The 17,722-nt window shown below is 55.6% G+C and carries 27 protein-coding genes and 1 other RNA gene; 26 read left to right on the top strand and 2 right to left on the bottom strand.

The window, feature by feature from the left end; genetic code table 11:
• The first annotated feature begins 180 nt into the window (after positions 1–180).
• From C2U30_RS06990 to C2U30_RS06970, 5 genes are all read left to right on the top strand, one after another.
• On the top strand, positions 181–738 hold the full coding sequence (locus C2U30_RS06990; protein WP_103243503.1) for a recombinase family protein: 558 nt from the start codon (positions 181–183) through the stop codon (positions 736–738).
• Positions 739–892: 154 nt separating this feature from the next.
• On the top strand, positions 893–1,198 hold the full coding sequence (locus tag C2U30_RS06985) for a hypothetical protein (protein ID WP_158654839.1): 306 nt from the start codon (positions 893–895) through the stop codon (positions 1,196–1,198).
• A complete protein-coding gene (locus C2U30_RS06980) occupies positions 1,195–1,686 on the top strand; it encodes a hypothetical protein (RefSeq protein WP_069651784.1) in 492 nt (163 codons plus the stop codon). The genes C2U30_RS06985 and C2U30_RS06980 overlap by 4 nt, the downstream gene beginning before the upstream one ends.
• A 168-nt stretch (positions 1,687–1,854) precedes the next feature.
• Entirely contained in the window at positions 1,855–2,097 is a 243-nt protein-coding gene (locus C2U30_RS23160) for a helix-turn-helix domain-containing protein (protein ID WP_103243501.1), read from the top strand.
• A gap of 63 nt (positions 2,098–2,160) precedes the next feature.
• Positions 2,161–3,323, top strand: a protein-coding gene (locus C2U30_RS06970) for an IS3 family transposase (RefSeq protein ID WP_103243192.1) whose coding sequence is annotated in 2 segments (ribosomal slippage) — positions 2,161–2,416 and positions 2,416–3,323 — 1,164 coding nt in all. Because the reading frame shifts where the segments join, the coding sequence is not laid out codon by codon here.
• A 3-nt stretch (positions 3,324–3,326) separates the two neighbouring features.
• Here C2U30_RS06970 and C2U30_RS06965 read toward each other — a convergent pair.
• Entirely contained in the window at positions 3,327–3,962 is a 636-nt protein-coding gene (locus C2U30_RS06965; protein WP_158654838.1) for a hypothetical protein, read from the bottom strand.
• Between the two features lie 406 nt (positions 3,963–4,368).
• Positions 4,369–5,163, bottom strand: a complete 795-nt coding sequence (locus C2U30_RS06960; protein ID WP_232091052.1) for a LexA family transcriptional regulator — start codon at positions 5,161–5,163, stop codon at positions 4,369–4,371.
• A 432-nt stretch (positions 5,164–5,595) separates the two neighbouring features.
• Here C2U30_RS06960 and C2U30_RS06950 point away from each other — a divergent pair, with 432 nt between their 5' ends.
• The 21 genes from C2U30_RS06950 to C2U30_RS06855 all read left to right on the top strand — a co-directional run bounded on the left by C2U30_RS06950 (position 5,596) and on the right by C2U30_RS06855 (position 17,722).
• Positions 5,596–7,809 carry a DNA-binding protein gene (locus C2U30_RS06950; RefSeq protein ID WP_103243498.1) on the top strand — a complete coding sequence of 738 codons (2,214 nt, stop codon included), beginning with the start codon at positions 5,596–5,598 and terminating at the stop codon, positions 7,807–7,809.
• Positions 7,810–7,852: 43 nt separating this feature from the next.
• Complete coding sequence (locus tag C2U30_RS06945; RefSeq protein WP_016350107.1) at positions 7,853–8,575, top strand: AAA family ATPase; 723 nt, start codon at positions 7,853–7,855, stop codon at positions 8,573–8,575.
• 48 nt (positions 8,576–8,623) lie between these two features.
• On the top strand, positions 8,624–9,256 hold the full coding sequence (locus C2U30_RS06940) for a hypothetical protein (RefSeq protein ID WP_016350108.1): 633 nt from the start codon (positions 8,624–8,626) through the stop codon (positions 9,254–9,256).
• Complete coding sequence (locus C2U30_RS06935) at positions 9,240–9,791, top strand: transcriptional regulator (RefSeq protein ID WP_016350109.1); 552 nt, start codon at positions 9,240–9,242, stop codon at positions 9,789–9,791. Before C2U30_RS06940 ends, C2U30_RS06935 begins: the two co-directional genes overlap by 17 nt.
• Before the next feature lie 64 nt (positions 9,792–9,855).
• Entirely contained in the window at positions 9,856–10,098 is a 243-nt protein-coding gene (locus C2U30_RS06930; RefSeq protein ID WP_016350110.1) for a hypothetical protein, read from the top strand.
• An 11-nt stretch (positions 10,099–10,109) separates the two neighbouring features.
• Positions 10,110–10,289 carry a hypothetical protein gene (locus C2U30_RS06925; RefSeq protein WP_103243497.1) on the top strand — a complete coding sequence of 60 codons (180 nt, stop codon included), beginning with the start codon at positions 10,110–10,112 and terminating at the stop codon, positions 10,287–10,289.
• Positions 10,290–10,299: 10 nt separating this feature from the next.
• Entirely contained in the window at positions 10,300–10,920 is a 621-nt protein-coding gene (locus C2U30_RS06920) for a DUF3164 family protein (RefSeq protein ID WP_103243496.1), read from the top strand.
• A 12-nt stretch (positions 10,921–10,932) separates the two neighbouring features.
• The gene (locus C2U30_RS06915; RefSeq protein WP_103243495.1) at positions 10,933–11,127 is read left to right on the top strand and encodes a hypothetical protein; all 195 of its coding nucleotides are present in this window, start codon (positions 10,933–10,935) and stop codon (positions 11,125–11,127) included.
• Positions 11,128–11,134: 7 nt separating this feature from the next.
• Positions 11,135–11,204, top strand: an RNA gene (locus C2U30_RS06910) — hammerhead ribozyme type II.
• A 44-nt stretch (positions 11,205–11,248) separates the two neighbouring features.
• Positions 11,249–11,485, top strand: coding sequence for a hypothetical protein (locus C2U30_RS06905; protein WP_103243494.1), 237 nt, complete (start codon positions 11,249–11,251; stop codon positions 11,483–11,485).
• Positions 11,472–11,642: a hypothetical protein gene (locus tag C2U30_RS22765; protein WP_182721786.1), complete on the top strand. Its 171-nt coding sequence runs from the start codon at positions 11,472–11,474 to the stop codon at positions 11,640–11,642. The genes C2U30_RS06905 and C2U30_RS22765 overlap by 14 nt, the downstream gene beginning before the upstream one ends.
• Positions 11,639–12,253, top strand: coding sequence for a gp16 family protein (locus C2U30_RS06900; RefSeq protein WP_103243493.1), 615 nt, complete (start codon positions 11,639–11,641; stop codon positions 12,251–12,253). Before C2U30_RS22765 ends, C2U30_RS06900 begins: the two co-directional genes overlap by 4 nt.
• On the top strand, positions 12,243–12,674 hold the full coding sequence (locus C2U30_RS06895; RefSeq protein ID WP_103243492.1) for a Mor transcription activator family protein: 432 nt from the start codon (positions 12,243–12,245) through the stop codon (positions 12,672–12,674). The genes C2U30_RS06900 and C2U30_RS06895 overlap by 11 nt, the downstream gene beginning before the upstream one ends.
• Positions 12,675–13,050: 376 nt before the next feature.
• Positions 13,051–14,612 (top strand): IS3-like element ISAs20 family transposase gene (locus C2U30_RS06890; RefSeq protein ID WP_103242920.1). Its coding sequence is split into 2 segments (ribosomal slippage): positions 13,051–13,513 and positions 13,513–14,612, totalling 1,563 coding nucleotides; the frame shifts between segments, so codons are not numbered across the junction.
• A gap of 23 nt (positions 14,613–14,635) precedes the next feature.
• Positions 14,636–15,682, top strand: a complete 1,047-nt coding sequence (locus tag C2U30_RS06885; RefSeq protein ID WP_103243491.1) for a hypothetical protein — start codon at positions 14,636–14,638, stop codon at positions 15,680–15,682.
• A 99-nt stretch (positions 15,683–15,781) separates the two neighbouring features.
• A complete protein-coding gene (locus C2U30_RS06880; protein WP_103243490.1) occupies positions 15,782–16,357 on the top strand; it encodes a glycoside hydrolase family 108 protein in 576 nt (191 codons plus the stop codon).
• The gene (locus tag C2U30_RS06875) at positions 16,354–16,671 is read left to right on the top strand and encodes a hypothetical protein (protein WP_103243489.1); all 318 of its coding nucleotides are present in this window, start codon (positions 16,354–16,356) and stop codon (positions 16,669–16,671) included. Before C2U30_RS06880 ends, C2U30_RS06875 begins: the two co-directional genes overlap by 4 nt.
• Complete coding sequence (locus tag C2U30_RS06870; RefSeq protein WP_103243488.1) at positions 16,664–16,885, top strand: hypothetical protein; 222 nt, start codon at positions 16,664–16,666, stop codon at positions 16,883–16,885. Before C2U30_RS06875 ends, C2U30_RS06870 begins: the two co-directional genes overlap by 8 nt.
• A 21-nt stretch (positions 16,886–16,906) precedes the next feature.
• Positions 16,907–17,134 (top strand): TraR/DksA C4-type zinc finger protein, encoded by a 228-nt coding sequence (locus C2U30_RS06865; RefSeq protein WP_095592516.1) that lies wholly within the window; start codon positions 16,907–16,909, stop codon positions 17,132–17,134.
• Complete coding sequence (locus C2U30_RS06860; RefSeq protein ID WP_005345918.1) at positions 17,115–17,429, top strand: DUF2730 family protein; 315 nt, start codon at positions 17,115–17,117, stop codon at positions 17,427–17,429. The genes C2U30_RS06865 and C2U30_RS06860 overlap by 20 nt, the downstream gene beginning before the upstream one ends.
• Entirely contained in the window at positions 17,426–17,722 is a 297-nt protein-coding gene (locus C2U30_RS06855) for a VpaChn25_0724 family phage protein (protein WP_005345917.1), read from the top strand. The genes C2U30_RS06860 and C2U30_RS06855 overlap by 4 nt, the downstream gene beginning before the upstream one ends.

The following is a 17,722-nucleotide window of genomic DNA, read 5'->3' as shown; positions in this document are numbered from 1 at the left end:
CACGCATTTATCGGCATCAGATAGTAGCTAGTGAACAGCACGACTTGTGCGGCTCATAAATTGTACCTTTTGAGCCACCCAAACACCCCATCGAAAAGAGTGGCTCAAAAGTGTTGATTTCAATATGAGCTATCACTACATTGTGAGCTATAGTTTTTGAGCTATCAGTGGGGAATTGTTATGGCGGTTATCGGGTATCTGAGGGTGAGCACTGGCGAGCAAAGCGTAGAGGCTCAGCGACACAGCATTGAGCAGATTCACAAGGTAGAAACGTGGTTCGCAGACGAGGGCATATCTGGCGCAGTGAAGGCATTAGAGCGCCCGGAATTCTCCGAGCTGTTCAAGTTTGTGCGGAAGGGGGATACGCTAATTGTTCCCGCTGTTGACCGTCTTGGGCGTGACACCATCGACGTTCTATACACGGTTGAAGCGCTGCAAGCCAAGGGCGTGTCGATTATCAGCTTGCGGGAGGGGTTCGACCTATCCACGCCAATCGGTAAGGCAATGCTGACCATGCTGGCCGCTGTCGCAGAGCTGGAACGCTCAAATATCAAGGCCCGTCAGATGGCCGGGATCGCTAAGGCCAAGGCAGAGGGCAAAGCATTAGGGCGTGAGAAGACCATCGACGATACCGCCGTTGCTATCTGGCGGAAGGAAAACAGCGCAAGCATCCAGGCGACCGCCGAACATTTTGGGATTTCACCCGCCAGTGTGAAGCGAGCCTGCAAAGCAGCGTAATGACGACCCAAGCAGCACGCGAATAAAGCAACAACATACCGGCCAAGCGCCGGTATTTTTTTGTCTCGAATATGGTGATCGGTCATCTGTTTGTGTAACATGAAATCATTGTAACTTATTGAGATTTATAGGCTTATACATGAAGGTTTCAATATTGAAGCGTCAGCTCGCAGAGCGGATGGGTGAGGATGCGCACTATCTGGAAGGTAGGGACAAAGCGTTTTTAGCAGAGCTTGCCGGTATACCGGTTGAGCAGATTGAAGACGACGAGATCATCACTGGTGAAGGGGAAACCGGCTGGATTGAAGAGCGTGAGACCCATCTAGATTTGGCGGACAGGATGCGCATGGAAGTTAAGGAGGAAATCGAGAAGCAGCGTCAGCGCACTATTGAGCGTGGAAGCCTTGGCGGCTCGTATCGTATAGCGGCGGCATTGGCCCGCAATGGAGGTAAAGCATGATCCCGGAAACGCGTTTCGAACAGGCGCATGGTGTGACAGCGGGCAAGCTCTCATACGCTTTGGAACTGATGGATAAGGGGGACGTTGTGGCGGCTCGCGATGTAATCCTTGAGGTTCAAAAGACCAATGAAGAGCAGGCCCGGGTTATTGATACCCGGCTTTATGGGGCTGTTCGTAATCTATGCGAGGCGAGGCGTATGGATAGCCGGAGATTTTTCGCATTGCAGCAGGTGTTAGGGTTGCGCGAGATCGTCCGCTCCTTGCTCGTATCACCTGCCGGGGTGGATCTGATCTCTATGCATGTGCCAGTAGAAAATGATTTTTTCGTCTCCATGCTGTCTAGGATCCCACAATCGGCGGCAGTAGCCCCCATAGCCAATGACAATGAGCGGGCGGCAACCCTGACATATCAAAATGGGAATGCGCGTTTATGGACGATGTTCTGCGAACAGCAGCAGGGTTTGGAGCATGGAGAGGGGAAAGCATGAAGCCGCAAAAAACAGTCCAAGTAATACGGCTATCCCGTCCAGTCGCGGAACGTGTGGCGATATGGGCCAGTGCTCTGAATATGTCGCCTACGCAAATTGTGGAGCTAGCAATCACCCGATGGGAACAATTGACCCCGTGTGATGCGCTCGGAATAGAGGGGGGCCGCGATGCGTCGCACCTCCCCCGCCCTTGAAGCGCAGGTCGCCGCAGCTCTCGCGGCAGGATGGCCTATTGTTGCTATCGCCGAGCAGACGGGAATCAGCCTATCCACAGTGAAACGGATCAGGGGGCGTTCAGGTGTTCGCCCCGACTCGATGCGGGAGGAGTTGATAGAGGAGGCCCGCGCCGGATTGCGGGCCTCATTGTCTTCTGAGTTCGCAGCCTCGGAGGGCGCTCGCCTCGTCCTGTAGTGGTCTAATCATCCCGGACACCGTTTTAGGTGGTACAGTCGCCACCATTATTTGAGGTGTTCAATGACAAGATTACGTCGCTCATTTACTGCCGAGTTCAAGCTGGAAGCCGCATCCCTGGTGCTCGACCAAGGCTATTCAGTCCCCGAAGCCAGCCGTTCACTGGATGTCGGCGAAACCGTGCTGCGTCGATGGGTTCAGCAACTTCAATCAGAACGAAGTGGCGCTACACCTGCTAACCGGGCGCTGACCCCTGAGCAGCAAAAAATTCAGGAGTTGGAAGCCCGCATCAACCGGCTTGAACGCGAAAAGGCCATTCTAAAAAAGGCTACTGCTCTCTTGATGGCGGACGAACTCGAACGTACGCGCTGATAGACCGATTAAGGGAGCAAGCCCCCACCACCCTGGTCTGTTGCGCTTTCGGTATACCAACCGCCTGTTTTTACGACTATCTGGCTCGCAGGCGCACAATTAACCGTGAACGGGTGCAGCAGAGAAGTGAGTTACGGTGTTTGTTCAAAGAGAGTAGAGGCTCAGCTGGCAGCCGGGCCTTGATGTCAATGATGCGGGCACTGGGGCATCAGATTGGTCGGTTCAAGGTGCGTCGCCTGATGAAGGAGGCCGGGCTGGTCTCCAAACAACCGGGAGCTCATCGTTATCAGGTCGCGCGGTCTGAACGACCGGATATTCCTAATCTTCTGGCGCGTGAATTTGATGTCCAGCAACCCAATCAGGTGTGGTGCGGCGACATCACTTACGTATGGGCAGGTGGCCGCTGGCATTACCTGGCCGCGGTGCTCGACCTCCACACCCGACGGGTCGTGGGCTGGGCGATGTCCGGCAGGCCTGATGCTGAGTTGGCCGTGAAAGCGCTCGACATGGCGTATCAGCAACGGGGCTGCCCGTCTGGCGTGCTGTTTCACTCCGACCAGGGCAGCCAATACGGCAGCCGGGTATTTCGGCAACGGCTGTGGCGCTATCGCATGACCCAGAGCATGAGTCGGCGTGGCAACTGCTGGGATAACGCGCCGATGGAGCGGCTGTTCAGGAGCCTCAAGACGGAATGGCTTCCGACCACGGGGTACATGAGCCTGCGGGAAGCCAAGCGGGATATCAGCTACTACCTGATGGATTACTACAACTGGCGGCGCCCGCATCAACACAATGATGGGATACCGCCAGCAGAGGCCGAAAATCGGCTTAACTGTGTGTCCGGATTTAGTTGACCACTACAGCCCCTGCTCGGACAGGGAGGGCAGGCCCCGCTTGCCTAAGCCCAGATACCAGTTACGCCGCAGCACGGGATCCTCGGGGCGCTCTTTCCAAATTGACAATTTCGGGAGATTCTTAGGGATCGTGCGAATAACCTCTCGATAGTGGGCAATATCGGCGGCACTAAGCGCCGCGCTGCCCAGCGGGCCGAGAACATCGAGGAAACGGGCAAGATTGCTCTGGCGTTGGCTCAGGGTCTTGGGTTTGAGCTTTTCCACATGTTCGCTGTGCTCGTTGAATCGGGCCACCAGCCATTCCAACGATTGACTGCACGCAGAGGGGGCAACCAAGGCTCCACCGACGGGCACCGGCTCGGCGTTGATCGTTGTTGGCAACGTGGCGAGAGCGTCAGCCATCCGCCGGGATTCTATGAGCTGGCCTTGTGTCCGTTGGGCAATGCCAACCGCTGTACGGGCCAGCTCCTTCGCCTTCTGAGTCACTGTCTGAGCAGTCGCCAGCTCTTTGCGAGAGCGTAGTGCTGCAAGGCGTTGCTCGTTAATCTGGTCTTGCAGTGCGGCCAACTGTTCCCCGAGCCGGATTTGTTCTCTTTTCGCGGCGATCTTCGCCTTCATGATTTCTGAGATTTCAGCCATGTCTACTTCCTGATCGGCTTCCTGAACTAATGCCAATAATTCGTCGAGCAGGAGCCTGCCAAGTTGGAAAGCATGGATCCACAATTCTCCCGTTTTAGCGCGACTTTTTGTGCCAAGTGAGAAACGGGTCTCACGAGGTGTAACCCACCACCAAGAATGAAAAAACCGGGAGCTGGTGAAAACAAGTGGGAGATGGCGGGACAAACTCAGGAGTGGCGGGGCTTGTGGCACGATGCAGTTAAACCAGAGTGTTTAACTGCAAAATGAAAACTTCCGGGTCAAACGGCTAGTCCATGCGCTGAAAATGAAAAACCAGACTTGATGCCTGGTTTTGCTTTGGATTCTTAAACCGCTGGCATGCAACGTCATTAAATCCTGACAGGGGCGGGTGTTAGGATAAATTGGGTTAAAAAAAATCGTGCCCCAGCCAGACGACCTTGCCAATGATACTCAACGAGTCCAGCTCGTTCGGCATAACCGCTAGTGTTTCGTATCCAGTTTTATTGTCGCTGATGATGTTCACCCCACCATCAACCCGCTTCTGCAGCCGCTTGGCGTAGAGTTCATCCCCTAACCGCAGCACGAACAGGCCACCATCCTGGATCTGGTTGCGGCTGATATCCACCAGGATAGAGTCGCCAGAATGGATGGTTGGCTCCATGCTATCCCCCTTGGCAAATACCACTACCAGGTTATCTGGATTCAACTGCCGGTATTTGAGCCACTTACGGCGGAACGCCAGCCTGCGTTTAACGCTATGGTCATCATTAAATGCTCCATGCCCGGCACTAACTGAGATGTGGTAGCCATCGATCAGGGCATACTCTTCATCAAATTCCTCCCATTTGTAGCAAATAGAAGTATCTGATATCGCCTTGATATTATTGTATTTTTTTGATTCTTCGTTGAGCGAGTGAGTTGATAGGTTAGCTGATGCTGGCTCATCGGCTGAGCTACCTGACAGTAACCAAACCAAATCAACGCCTTTTGCCCGTGCGATGGCGAGAGCGTCATCAGCTCTGGGCAGACGACCTTTTAAAAAGGCGCGTACGGCCCCCTCTGAGAGTCCGATCTCTTCTGCGAATGAGCGCACGCTTTGGGTACCAATGACCTCAGTTAAACGCTCAGGGAAGGATCCGATCCCACTCCTAAGAAACGGATCTGTATTTCCGATCTGGTTCTCGTTTTCCGATTCCATCATATCCCTTTTAAATCAAACAGTTAGAATCGAATTCCACTGTGCGTGTATTTGTACGCATCGGAAATGTGTGCTTATCATTCCCAGTGATTGACGTGCGTACGAAACGGATCAATAATCACAAATGTTCGCAGTGCGTATAAAAGTGATGCCTGCGCAATGCGAATAACCAACGGATATTAACACGGAATGAACCGATGGAAATACGAAGCGCGAAACACATACACGCACACCTAGTGGCCAAAGGCTCTAGCTGTCGTGCATGGGCCCTGTCTCGTGATTACAACCCACGAACAGTCCAGCTGTATGTTCAAATGTACGCGCCTGACACGAACCGGTTACCACGGGATGGAGCCCTTGCCGACAAGATCATGAAAGAGCTGTATCAGTTCATTGGTTACCAGCAAGGGGCCGAGTCAGGTGAGGAGCACGACCATGAGTGAGTGGTTTACTTCGATTAAACTGGCCGGTTTACCTGGTCTGCCTGCAACAGATCGTGCAATTCGGATCCGGGCGAGCAAAGAGAATTGGAAATCCAGACCAAGGGAAATAGGTAAAGGCAGCGAGTTCCACATCAGTTCACTGCCAGCAGAAACCCGCCGCCATTTGGCAGAGCAGGCTGTGGCTCAGCAAGGTCAGGCTGTGACCGATCACAGTGCTGGCGGCAAGGCGATGGCCAAGTTACTGGAGCGGGAGAGACCGGCCAAGCCTGATGCTGGCCGCAAACTGCTGACCCTGAGCGAAGCCCCACGCAAAAAAGTAGATGCCAGACTGCTGATTTTGCAGGCCGCCGATATCTTTCTGGCGCCCTATCACGCCTGCCAGCAAGGAGAGGTGGGACGCCGGATTTTTATCGAGGCATACCGTACCCGCAGCCTGCAGTTGCCAGCCAGCGTCTATGAGCGGCAAAAACCGTTTAGCCTGATCACGCTGCGCCGTTGGCAAAGCTCGTTGACCAATGAAGGCCCAGCCGCACTGGCTGGCAATTATCAGCGTGAACGGCCCTCAACCGTTGAGCAAAGCCCTGAGCTGGCCCAGTTCCTTACCGCATTGGTGACTGCCAAGCCACACTTGGCCAACAAGTGGGGTGCTCTGCATGAGCTCGCCACTGAGTACAGCGCGATGAACAAGCTGGGATGGCATATCCCCAGCCAGTCATCCCTGCGCCGCTGGATGGTTAAGTGGTTGGCTGAAAACAAAGTGGCCTTTACCTATGCCACCAACCCGGATGCCTACAACAACAAATACCGCACAGCCATCGAGGAAATGTATCCCTGGATGGGTCAGCCGAACGATGTGTGGGAGTTCGACAGCACCCCGGTCGATGCCATGTTGGTGGATGGCCGTCACAGCATTATCGCGGTGATCGACGTGTTTACTCGCCGCGTTCGTTTGCTGGTGGCCAAGAGCTCCTCCAGCGAGGGGATCTGCCTGTTGCTGCGCAAGACCCTGTTGGCCTGGGGCACCCTCAATGACAACGGTGTGATGCGTACCGATAACGGCTCTGACTACGTGAGTCAGCGGGTCATGTCGATCTGCACACTGCTGGATATCAATGTCAGCCGATCCAATGCCTATTCGGGTTGGGAAAAGCCCTTTATCGAGCGATTTTTCCGCACCCTGAGCCACGGCCTGATCGAGTTGTTGCCCTCCTATATAGGCCACTGCGTGGCTGACAGACAGGTGATTGAAGCCCGCAAGAGCTTTGCCCAGCGGTTGGAAGAGAAGCGCAAACCGGATGCAGAAAAAGAGATTTTTGAGTTGGCGATGACAGCACAAGAGCTGCAGACCCTGCTCGATAACTGGCTGGATGCCCGCTACCACAACAAAAAGCACAGCTCACTGGGGATGACCCCAAACGAGAAGTACCAGAGTGCCCGTTATCAGCGCCGCGCCATCACCGATGAGTCTGCGTTGGATCTGCTGCTCAACCATATCGGTGAGGCGACCGTCTCCAAAGGCTTTATTAAGGCCGGTGGCCTGAAATATAGCGCCCCGGAGCTATTGGAGCACACCTGGAAGAGCCAGCGGGTCAGCGTCTTTCTCGATCCCAACGATGTGGGTCGCGCCACCTTATACCGCACCGGAGACTGGGGAGACCGAGTGGAGGCCATCAATACCGATCTGCTCGGAAATGGCATCAGCCCAGACGCATTCCGTGCAGCCAAGCGTGAGGATGCCAAGGTACTGGCCCGATTCCGCCGCGAGATGCGCAATGTGGCCAAGACATTTGGCATCGACCAGCTGCACCAGGATGTGGTCAATCACTTTGTCGATCAGGCCAAGGAGGTTGCCCAGTTCAAGCGCTCGGATCTGAACCTCGACAACCCGGCGCTGGCTGCCCTGACTGGGGTTGCGGCATCCAGTGTGCCGGTCGGGTTCAGTGCTACGGAGCTGGCCGCCATTGAGGCCAGGCGAGAAGAGAAAGCTGCCCGCCAGCAAGCAACGGCAGGGCAAGAGTCCAGAGCTCTCAAGACCGAGTATGAGCAGGCAATTTACTTGGCAGAGAAGGAGTTGGATACCCCGCTGACCGAGCGGGAGAAGGAGTGGCTGACCAAGTACCTGTATAGCCACAAGTTGCCAGCAAAACGGATTAGCAGGCATCTGGAAAGCATCAGGGCCACACGCAATGCCCAGGCAAAAGGTTAAGCGTGCAGCCCTGTTTAAACCATAGATAAAGGACATAAACACTATGAAACACAAGATCGTTGAAGTCAAAAACATGATCAAGACCGAGCAATTGCTCGATAACCTGCTCAACCGCTCCAGCATCGTGCCAGGCATTGGCTTGATCCATGGGCCCTCCGGTTTTGGCAAGACCACTGCCGTGGAGTGGCTGTTCAACCAGGACGAAGTGAACGGGATCTATGTGCGTTGCTACAAGGCCGATACCGTCACCAGCCTGCTGGAGCAGATAGCCAAAGAGATCGGCATCCCCCAGCGCCACAACCTGCGGGCCCAGGTCGATAGCATTGTCGAAGCCGTGCGGGCCGAAGAGCTGGCCATCTTCGTGGATGAGGCTGATTACGTGGTCGGCAATGCCCGCATCATGGAGACCCTGCGCGATATCTACGATGCCACCGAACAACCCCTGATCCTGGTCGGGATGGAAGAGATTGCCCGCCGGATTAGCCAGCGCAAGCAGCTGTTTAACCGTATCTCCCAATGGATTGAGTTCAAACCGGCCGATCTCGATGACGTGTCCCTGATTGCCAGCGAAATGCTGGAGGTGGACGTGGAAATTGACGATGCCTTGCTGGATCTCATTCGCAAACGTTCCAACGGGGTGGTTCGTACCATCGTCTCAGCCCTCGACAAGATCGAGAAGATGGCTATGGCTTCTGACGCTCACATCATCCGTCTGGAAGATGTAGACGCCAGCGACTTGCTGCATGACGTGCGCCGTAGCCGTTAGCGGTGTTAATGCACTGCGATAAAAGCAAAGAGCACGGGAGGGATACCAGTGGTTCAGACAAAAAACGAAACCAAAACAGAGTTCGCCTGGAATTGGATCTGTCAGCAGGAGAGCTTCTCTGTGCAAGAGGTCATCAAAGGTGTCGAGATCAATAAGCAACAGATGTATCGGGTGATCAACGCTTGGCTATCTGGTGGATATATCCGACTCATATCACCCAAAGCTCAGAGGCGGCAGCGAATTTATCAAGTCGTGGATCCTACGATTTCGCCCCCACTGGGTAGTGGTGTGCGTCCTTTGGACGCCGAAGGTCTGACGGTTAAACGCCGGTATAACAAGTGTCGAAGCAAGCGCAAAACCGTGCAACAGAAGCTCTGGAACACCATGAAGATAAGTCGCCGATTTACTCTGACTGACCTGATGATTACCGCGAATACCAACCGCAATACTGCTTGGCATTACACCAATCAATTGGTTCTGGCGGGATATGTGAGATTGGCTGTCAGGGTTAATCCAAGGCTGTCTGTTCAGGACAAATACGGACTTACAAACATCTATCAATTGATCCGTGATACGGGGCGCTTTTCTCCGATGAAAAGAGAAAACGGTTGTTGGGATCAGAACCAGCAGCGGCTTTATCCATTCCAGTTTGAGGAGGGTGAGCATGGGCACGTGGCTTGAAGTATTGCAGGCCGAAGTGGCGGCCAGCTCGCTGGCCCAGGTGGCAGAGAAGCTTGGGCTTTCTCGCACCACCATCAGTCAGGTCTGCAACGAAAAGTATCCCGGCGATATGGCAAGGGTACAGACCTTAGTGGAGGGGGCCCTGATGGGCAACAAGGTGAGGTGTCCCATTCTGGGGGATATCCCGGCTCACCAGTGCCTTGCCCATCAACGCCGTGGCCCCAGTGATGTGGGTAGCAGCCCGATGGATATCAAGCTCTGGAAGGCTTGCCGCTCAGGTTGTCCCCATAGCCAGCTGACGGAGGAGCAACAACTGCGCCGCCCGATGCGGTTATCGGTAGAGCAGGGCAAAGGGTCACAGAAAACGGCTCGCTATGACGCCGAGGCCACCCTCTCCAGGTTACGCCGTCAGGCCAAGAGCGATGGCGAGAATGCCAGTTCGTCGCTACGCATCCTGAGTGAGCTGCTGGCGGAAGAACTGAAAATCATGGGTATCAAATACAACCGACTGCTCGACAAGCAAGAAGGCAAATAACGGTTGGCAGGGGTTGGGCTCGGAATAAGCAGTGGGCCCGGTGATGAATCACAAGGAGAACGGGATGAAAAAGAATCTGCGCAGCAATTTGCACAAGACTGCCGAACAGCTCAGCCACTGGTTGACGGCCAGAGGATATGAAGTCCGCACCAGCCAGGTGCGCCACACCCCGCTGCTGGCCGTCACTGGCCCTCTGCCACAAGCAATGAAGGCCCGCGCCGTATTAAGCCGCGAATGCCTGGCTGGCGTGGTTCGGGAGGTCGCCCTGGTGCGCTTTGGCGGCTGCCTGCTGCACTGGCGCCAATAAGGAGAATGGAGATGGCCAAGATAGAGCTCGATATCGAAGACGAAGCACTGGCCAAGGTCGTGCTGCGCCAATTACCCAAGTTCCTCGAATTTTGCCGTGCGACTCACATGGAAGAGCAGGTACTCGGCCCAGTGAAACAGCAGGCTGCTGCCGTGTGCTATCAGATGCCCGGCAGCAACAAGATCCATTAAGGAGAAGCCCATGCAAGAAGCACAAACCAGCAGTACAACCCCGATGCGCCAGAACGCCCAGGGGCACTGGGTACCGGAAAACCTGATCGCCCCGGCTGACAAGCTGCGCGATGAAGTGGTGATGGGTGTCATTGCTGCTGCCCGTGAGCAGCGTTCGCAGCTGGCCGCCTTCAAGATTAGCGCCATGCAGCAGATCAACGACTTTATTGACCTGTCATCCGAGCAGTATGGCGTGGCGTGGGGCGGTACCAAGGGCAACGTGACCCTGCTCAGTTTTGATGGTCGTTACAAGCTCATTCGGGCGGTGGGGGAGCACCGCAAATTTGATGAACGGATCCAGGCCGCCAAGGTACTGATTGACCAGTGCATCGCGCGCTGGAGCGATGGGGCTGATGCCAAGCTGCGGGCCCTGGTTGACCACGCTTTTCGGGTCTCCAAGGCGGGTCATATCGACGTGAACCAAGTGCTCTCCCTTCGTCAGCTCAACATCGAAGACGCCGACTGGGAGCAGGCCATGCAGGCGATCGCCGATGCCATTCAGGTGACCGGTACCAGCCAATATCTGCGGCTCTATGAGCGTGACGCCCAGGGGCGTTACATCCAGATGAGCCTGGATCTGGCCAAGGTATAGGGAGGAGGTGTGATGGAAATCAACGTGGAAAAAGCCGAAGAGCAACTGCTGCTCTGTGATCAAATCACCGAAACCGAGGGTACCTGCTACCCCGACGACACCTATGAGGATGGCATCAAGGCCGCCTTGCTCTGGGCGCTGGGGCTGGGGCCTGCGCCCCTCAATGCCGAGGAGCATCAAGAGGTGACGCCACTGCAGTTCGAGTAATAGCCCGATGCGAAACAGGGCGGCACTGCCGCCCTGTCTATCCGGTGTGGTGGCCGGGTACTGATGAGCAACCAAACGATCTGGGCCCAGGTCTTCACCGCCTCGATAAAGGAGCACGGCGATGACTAAAACAGAGATGGATATTCGGCTTACCAAGATATTCAGCACCGCAGCCATTGCACTGGAGGCCGCTGAAAAACGGGCTGTGTGCAAACAGCTCAAACAGTTTATTAGAGAGGCCCGCGCCCAGGGGTTATTTGCCCTGGCGGGGGAAGCAAGCCAGATGCGCTGGCAACTGGTGGCTGAGCTGCAGCAAGCCAGAACGGCGGCGCTGGAGGTCAGCCATGGCCATGTCTAACTGGCAACGACTGCTGGCCTACGTAATGAAGTTTGGCAACCTGAGCCAGCAGCAGGCTGAGCAGTGGCTCGATAGCCATTGTCCTCAGTGGCGCAGTGGGCCGGATGTGGTGGCTGCTGGGCAAATCTGGATGAAAAAGACGGGGAGGGGGAATTGAACACCTTAGCTAACAATCAGCCAAATGCTGCGCAGAGTGGTGATCGTACCCGCCTGATCCGTCTGGTTCAGGTTGGCAGGCGCACCCTGGGGCTCGATGAGGAGACTTATCGGGCGTTGCTTGAGCTGCAGAGCGGCAAGCGTTCGGCGGCCGAGTTGACAATCCAGGAGCTGGACAAGGTGCTGCTGGCCATGAAGGGGGCAGGGTTTAAACCGACGGTTAAACGCCCTGTTAAAGCGGGAGGGATCAAGCGTTTAAGCCCAGCCCGTGGGGCCCATGCCAAAACCGCCGAGATAAATGTGATCAGGGCAGTATGGATCACCATGCACCGCCACGGCCTGCTGCGCGATGGCAGCGAGACGGCCTTGAATCACTATGTTGAGCGGCAAACAGTACGGCTTAACAACGGCATCGGCGTTGCAGAGGTGGCCTGGCTCACCGATGGGTTGGCTTACCAGGTGCTTGAGTCGCTGAAAAACTGGCACAAGCGGGAGATGGTTGCCCGGCTTGTCGCGGCCAAGAAAACCGTCCCCACCAATGGGAAGTCCGGGCGAGTGGCCGGGTATCAGGCCGTTGTGGCGGCGTTTGAGGAGATGAGTGATGGACGTTAACGCTGAGAATCTGGACTTGTTCGCCGATGATCATGAGTCGCTGGGGCAGCTTGTCGATCGCCTGGATCAGATCCCGACCACCGAACTGACGGCCAAATGGCCAAAAGCCCTGAGTGAGCTGGTCGATGTGCTGACCTGCGAATTGGTCAGAGGGGGGATGGAGCCGGATCTGGCCAAGGCTCAGGCCCGCAAGTTGGCGCTGGTACAGGCCCATTACATGGGGGGGCGTGCCTACTACATCCCCACCGGGGATCATCTCAAGGCCGCGCTGCGTGATCGGGCCATCTGGGATGAGTTTAACGGTCGCAATATCGACCAGCTGGCGCGCAAGCATGGCCTGTCGGTGCCGCAGACCTATGCGGTGGTGGCGGAACAGCGGCAACTGACTCGACTGCGATATCAGCCAGACCTGTTTAGGTAACTGAGGTGGCTGTCAGTAAATTGCGTACTTCATCACAGATATGAAAGGACCTCATTTGATGAGGTTCATTTTTATGGCTGGCTTATCAGTGTTCGGATGCCGTATGGATTAAGTTACTCTCCGTACAAGAGTTGATGATTAGTAAATGAATCAGGTATTAGGGGATGCAATGCTTAAAAAAACTCAGATAGCATTATTGGTGTGTTCAATATTTATCCTTCCAGCTTGTAATGAGCAAAGAACTTTGACCCCACAAGAGCAAGAGTTAGTCAATCAGCTTAAACAGGAAAGGGGTGAGTTCCCCCGGTGTCAGAATAGTTGTCGCCTAATCTGAATAATCTAAATGTGAAGACCGGGGGCGGATAAAGAGTGTCGAATGGCTCGTTATTCAAGTGAGCGCAAGGCTGCTTTGCTCAAGAAGCTGCTGCCGCCCATCAATATGTCGGTGGCCGAGTTGGCTCGGCAGGAAAACATCAGCGAGGTCACTCTGTATAATTGGCGCAAACACGCCAAAGACGGAGGGTCTCCTGTGCCCGGGGACAACAAACTGACCGATGAATGGCCCGCCGAGGCCAAGTTCGCCGTCGTGCTGGAAACCGCTGCGCTTTCCGAGATTGAACTCAGTGAGTACTGCCGCCGTAAGGGTCTCTATCCCGAGCAAGTCCAGCAATGGCGCCAAGCCTGTATTCTGGGCCAGCAATCCGCTCGTACCTTACAACAGGCGGAGAAGGCACAGGCCAAAGCGGACAAGAAGCGTATCCGGCAACTGGAGCAAGAGCTGCGGCGCAAAGACAAGGCCCTGGCCGAGGCGGCAGCTCTGCTGATATTGCAAAAAAAGCTCGATGCCTACTGGAGCAACGTCGACGAGGACAACTGACCTCGTTGCCAGAGCGGCAGCAATACGTTGCATGGTGGCGCGAAGCGCTTGAAGCTGGCGCCCGCAAGCATCCTGCGGCCGAGGTGTTGGGGCTGAGTCTGCGCACGCTCCAGCGCTGGTTGGCCGGGCCTGAGCTGAGTGCCGATAGGCGACCGGATGCGGTTCGTTCCATACCTGCTCATGCATTGAGCCCAGAGGAGCGGCAGGCCGTGCTGGACGTCTGCAATAGCCAGGAGTTCGCCTCGTTGCCGCCGAGTCAAATTGTGCCACGGCTGGCCGACCAGGGGCGCTACTTGGCCAGTGAGTCGAGCTTCTATCGCATCTTGCTGGCGGCTGACCAGCAGCACAGGCGTGGCCGGAGCCAGCCACCGCGTCATGTGCCGGTACCAACCAGCCATACCGCGACTGGGCCCAATCAAGTGTGGTCCTGGGATATCACCTACTTGCCGTCACTCGTGCGCGGCCAGTATTACTACCTCTATCTGATAGAGGACATCTACAGCCGCAAAGGGGTGGGCTGGGAAGTGCATGAGCAAGAGTGCGGTGAACGGGCGGCGGCGTTGCTGCAACGGAGCATCATCCGCGAGCAGTGCTGGAAGCAGCCGCTGGTCTTGCACTCGGACAACGGCGCGCCAATGAAGTCAGTCACGCTGCTGACCAAGATGCATGACCTGGGTGTCACGCCCTCGCGGGGACGGCCTCGGGTCAGCAACGATAATCCGTACTCGGAGTCATTGTTCAGGACGCTGAAGTACTGTCCGCAGTGGCCATCAGACGGCTTTGCCAGTCTGGAAGCGGCCAGGGAGTGGGTGCGCGACTTTATGGCCTGGTATAACGAAGAGCACCGGCATAGCCGTATCCGCTTCGTCACACCCAACGAGCGGCATCGGGGTGACGATAAAGCCCTGCTGGCGAAACGGGATGCTGTGTACCAGGCCGCCCGAGCACAACACCCAGCGAGGTGGAGTGGCAAGACGCGAGACTGGACACCTATCGGTGCCGTGATGCTAAATCCGGAGCGGCCCGAGAAACCCGAGCCGGAGCAGAAAGAGGCTGCTTAAAACAGCTTTGCGCGACAACTATCTTGAAAAACGCCGAGTTGGAGCAAGAAATCGAGACTGTTACTGGCGAAATTGCACAGTACAACGGTGGACTGATTAAGACCATCAAGCAGGTTCGAGAAGAAACACTGAAGTTGAGCAGAGACATAGTTAACCAGCGCATTCAAGCTATTGAAACTGGTGCAAAGGTGACAGTCATTGCACCTACCAGTCAACCTGACCCAGGACGTGCTCAGTCACTGCAAAGTGAAATTGAGCAGGTAAAACAGCAATTGGTTGAGGCTAAGGCGAAAGCGGCCATGTATAGCGGTGGTCTTATTGCAGCAATTAGTCAGTCTACGGTCGCAACTCAAGAACAGACATTGGCGATGTTAGAGCAGCAACATTTGGTTGCGAAATATGGATTATCAATGACTATCGGAACCTCCGTGGAGTCAGCACCAGCAACTAAACCTATTGAGACCACTACAGCAACCCAAACTAATACAGTAGTGTCAGCACCAGCACCGGAGTCAATAGCTGATGATAATCCAATGCTTGTTGCCGACGGCCCATTTGGCTTGGCCATGGGTATGACAACGGAGATGTTTAAAGGGCAGCTTAAACCGGCCGGTAAAGGGGTTTATCTGTTTGATAATCCACCCAAACCTCACCCTCAATTTGAACAGTATGCAGTGAAAATATCTGACAAATCAGGACTCTGCTGGGTTAAAGGGATTGGAAAAGATATCATGGCAAATGGTCACGGCGTTCAATTAAAGAGCCAATATGATGATTTTGAAAAAAAATTAGATGAAAGATATGGCTCCCACAAGAGAACTGACTTTTTAGTCGCTGGTTCAATATGGAAGGAGCCTCAGGATTGGATGATGGGTTTACATAAAGAGGATCGTTACCTCTTCAGTGTTTGGGAGGGAGGGAAGAAGTCATTGCCAAATGATCTATCTCAAGTCGCCCTTGTGGCCAATGCAACCAATGGACAAGAAGGGTATTTGTCGCTCGAATATAGCTTCTCCAATAAAAATATCTGTGACGAAGAAATTAAAGAACATAATGATGCTGGACTTTAAGAAGCACCATTCACACTAACTTGAAGTAACCCACCATAAACCCCAGCCATAGAGGCCCCTCGGTACGCTGCTGATAACGCAGTTCACCGAGGGGCCTTTATGTTATCACTCGCTCTTAAATGGCTGCTCCGTCCCGATGTGGAAGGGGGCGAAGTCAACCATCCCGCCGACCGTGGTGGTCATACCAAGTACGGCATTGCCGATGCCGCCGATGGCAAGAAGGACGGCATGGCCGACCTCGATCGGGATGGGGTACCCGATATCGCTATCGGTGATCTGACCCCCGCCCATACCGAGCCATTTTACCGCCAGAACTACTGGGCTCCCGCCAGCTGTGACCTGATTGCCAGCTTAAGCCCGGCCCTTTCTATCGCCGTGTTTGATGCAGCGGTGCATCACGGGCCGAAACGCGCCATCCAACAGCTGCAGCAGGTCTTGGGGGTGATGGCAGATGGCCGCTTTGGCCCAGTGTCGATTGGTAGGCTCAAACAGCAACTGGGCGCCAAGGGCGAAGGCCCGTTCCTGCTGGCGCTGATGATGCAGCGGGCCAGCTTCATGCACGGAATTGTGCGCAAAGACCCGAGTCAATGGGCCAATGCCGATGGCTGGATCAACCGGCTGCTGCGTCTGCAGAGCTACCTCCTTTCCGACGTGGTTGGCGAGGTGGTGGCATGAGCGTGCTGTCCATCAAGCAACAGAAGGTGGCGGTCGCGATCCAGGCTGCGGGCTACTTTGGCATTCCTGAGCTCAAGAACCCCCGCTATCTCGCTTGCTTCAAGGATGGGCGCAAAGCCCATCTCAAGGCCGCCTTGGCCAATCAGATCGCTGACCCGAAGGCGATCCCGCTCTATAGCCACCACCAGACCCTTCAATCCCTGTTCGAGAAAGGGTGGCGTTCGGTGACCGAACTGGATCGCCTGCGGGCCCGTGCCCGTCATTGCCAACCTCCGTTATTTCACCCCAAAAAGAAGGAAGTCCATCATGCCTGATTCCCTGTTACCTCAAACGAAATCTGCCTTTAAAAGCCGCACCGTGATCGGTGGTGTGATTGCCGTGGGGGCCGGTATTGCGGGCCTGTTCGGTGTGCCGGTCGATGCGGGTACCCAAGCCAGCTTGGCATCCACCCTGGTGGATCTGGCCAGTGCGGTGGGTGGCCTGCTCGCCATCTGGGGCCGCATCAAGGCGACACATACCGTCCGTTAGTAGCCATACGAGAGAGGTCATGTGACAAACCTCATAGACCGCGCCCAGCAGGCCGATGCCGATCGGACTGGGCGCATTATCGAAGCCCACCAGAACAGGGCAAGGCCACACGGTGATGGTATCTGCTGCGATTGTGACGAAGCCATCCCGCCCTCCCGCCTTGCCGCCGAGCCTGGTGCCGAGCGCTGTATTGAGTGCCAGACCCTGTATGAGCGCAAGGAGGCGACCCGTGTGGGATTTCATCGTTAAGAACTGGGGCCCGCTCTATGCGTTGGCCAGCCTGGTGGGTCTGGTGGTCATCATCTTGCTCTCCAAAACCTACGCCAAGCGCGAAGACCTCACTGCCCTGGTGCAGAGAGTCCAGCGGGTGGAGCAGGTACTGGCTGATCTGCCGAGCGAGCGTGAGCTGCACAAGCTGCAGTTGGAGATCAGCGAGTTGCGGGGGGAGTTGCGGGAGGTGAAGCCGGAGCTGCGCCAAGCCCGTCGCCTTGCCGATCTGCTGTTGGAAAATGAGCTCGCCGCCGTACAGAAGGAGAAGCCATGAGCATTCAACAAATATTGGACGCCCAGCAGCGGCTGGTGATCCTGCGCTCCCTGCTGGATATCGGTGGTGCCGCCAACGAGTCAATCCTCAATGACTGCCTCGACCAGCTGGGTACCGGCCGGGTGACGCGGGATCGGGTGAAGACCCTGCTGGCCTGGCTGGAAGAGCAGGGGCTGGTGCGCATCGAGCGACTGGCCACGGTGCAGGTGGCTCACTTGACCGGTCGTGGGCAGGACGCGGCAGAGGGCCGTGCAACGGTGCCCGGCGTCAAGAAGCCCCGAGCGGAGGATTAA

This window comes from Aeromonas sp. ASNIH5, assembly GCF_002902865.1.
Classification (GTDB): Bacteria; Pseudomonadota; Gammaproteobacteria; order Enterobacterales; family Aeromonadaceae; genus Aeromonas; species Aeromonas caviae.
Note: the sequence above shows the minus strand (reverse complement) of the source record. Positions and strands in the feature narration are given on the sequence as shown.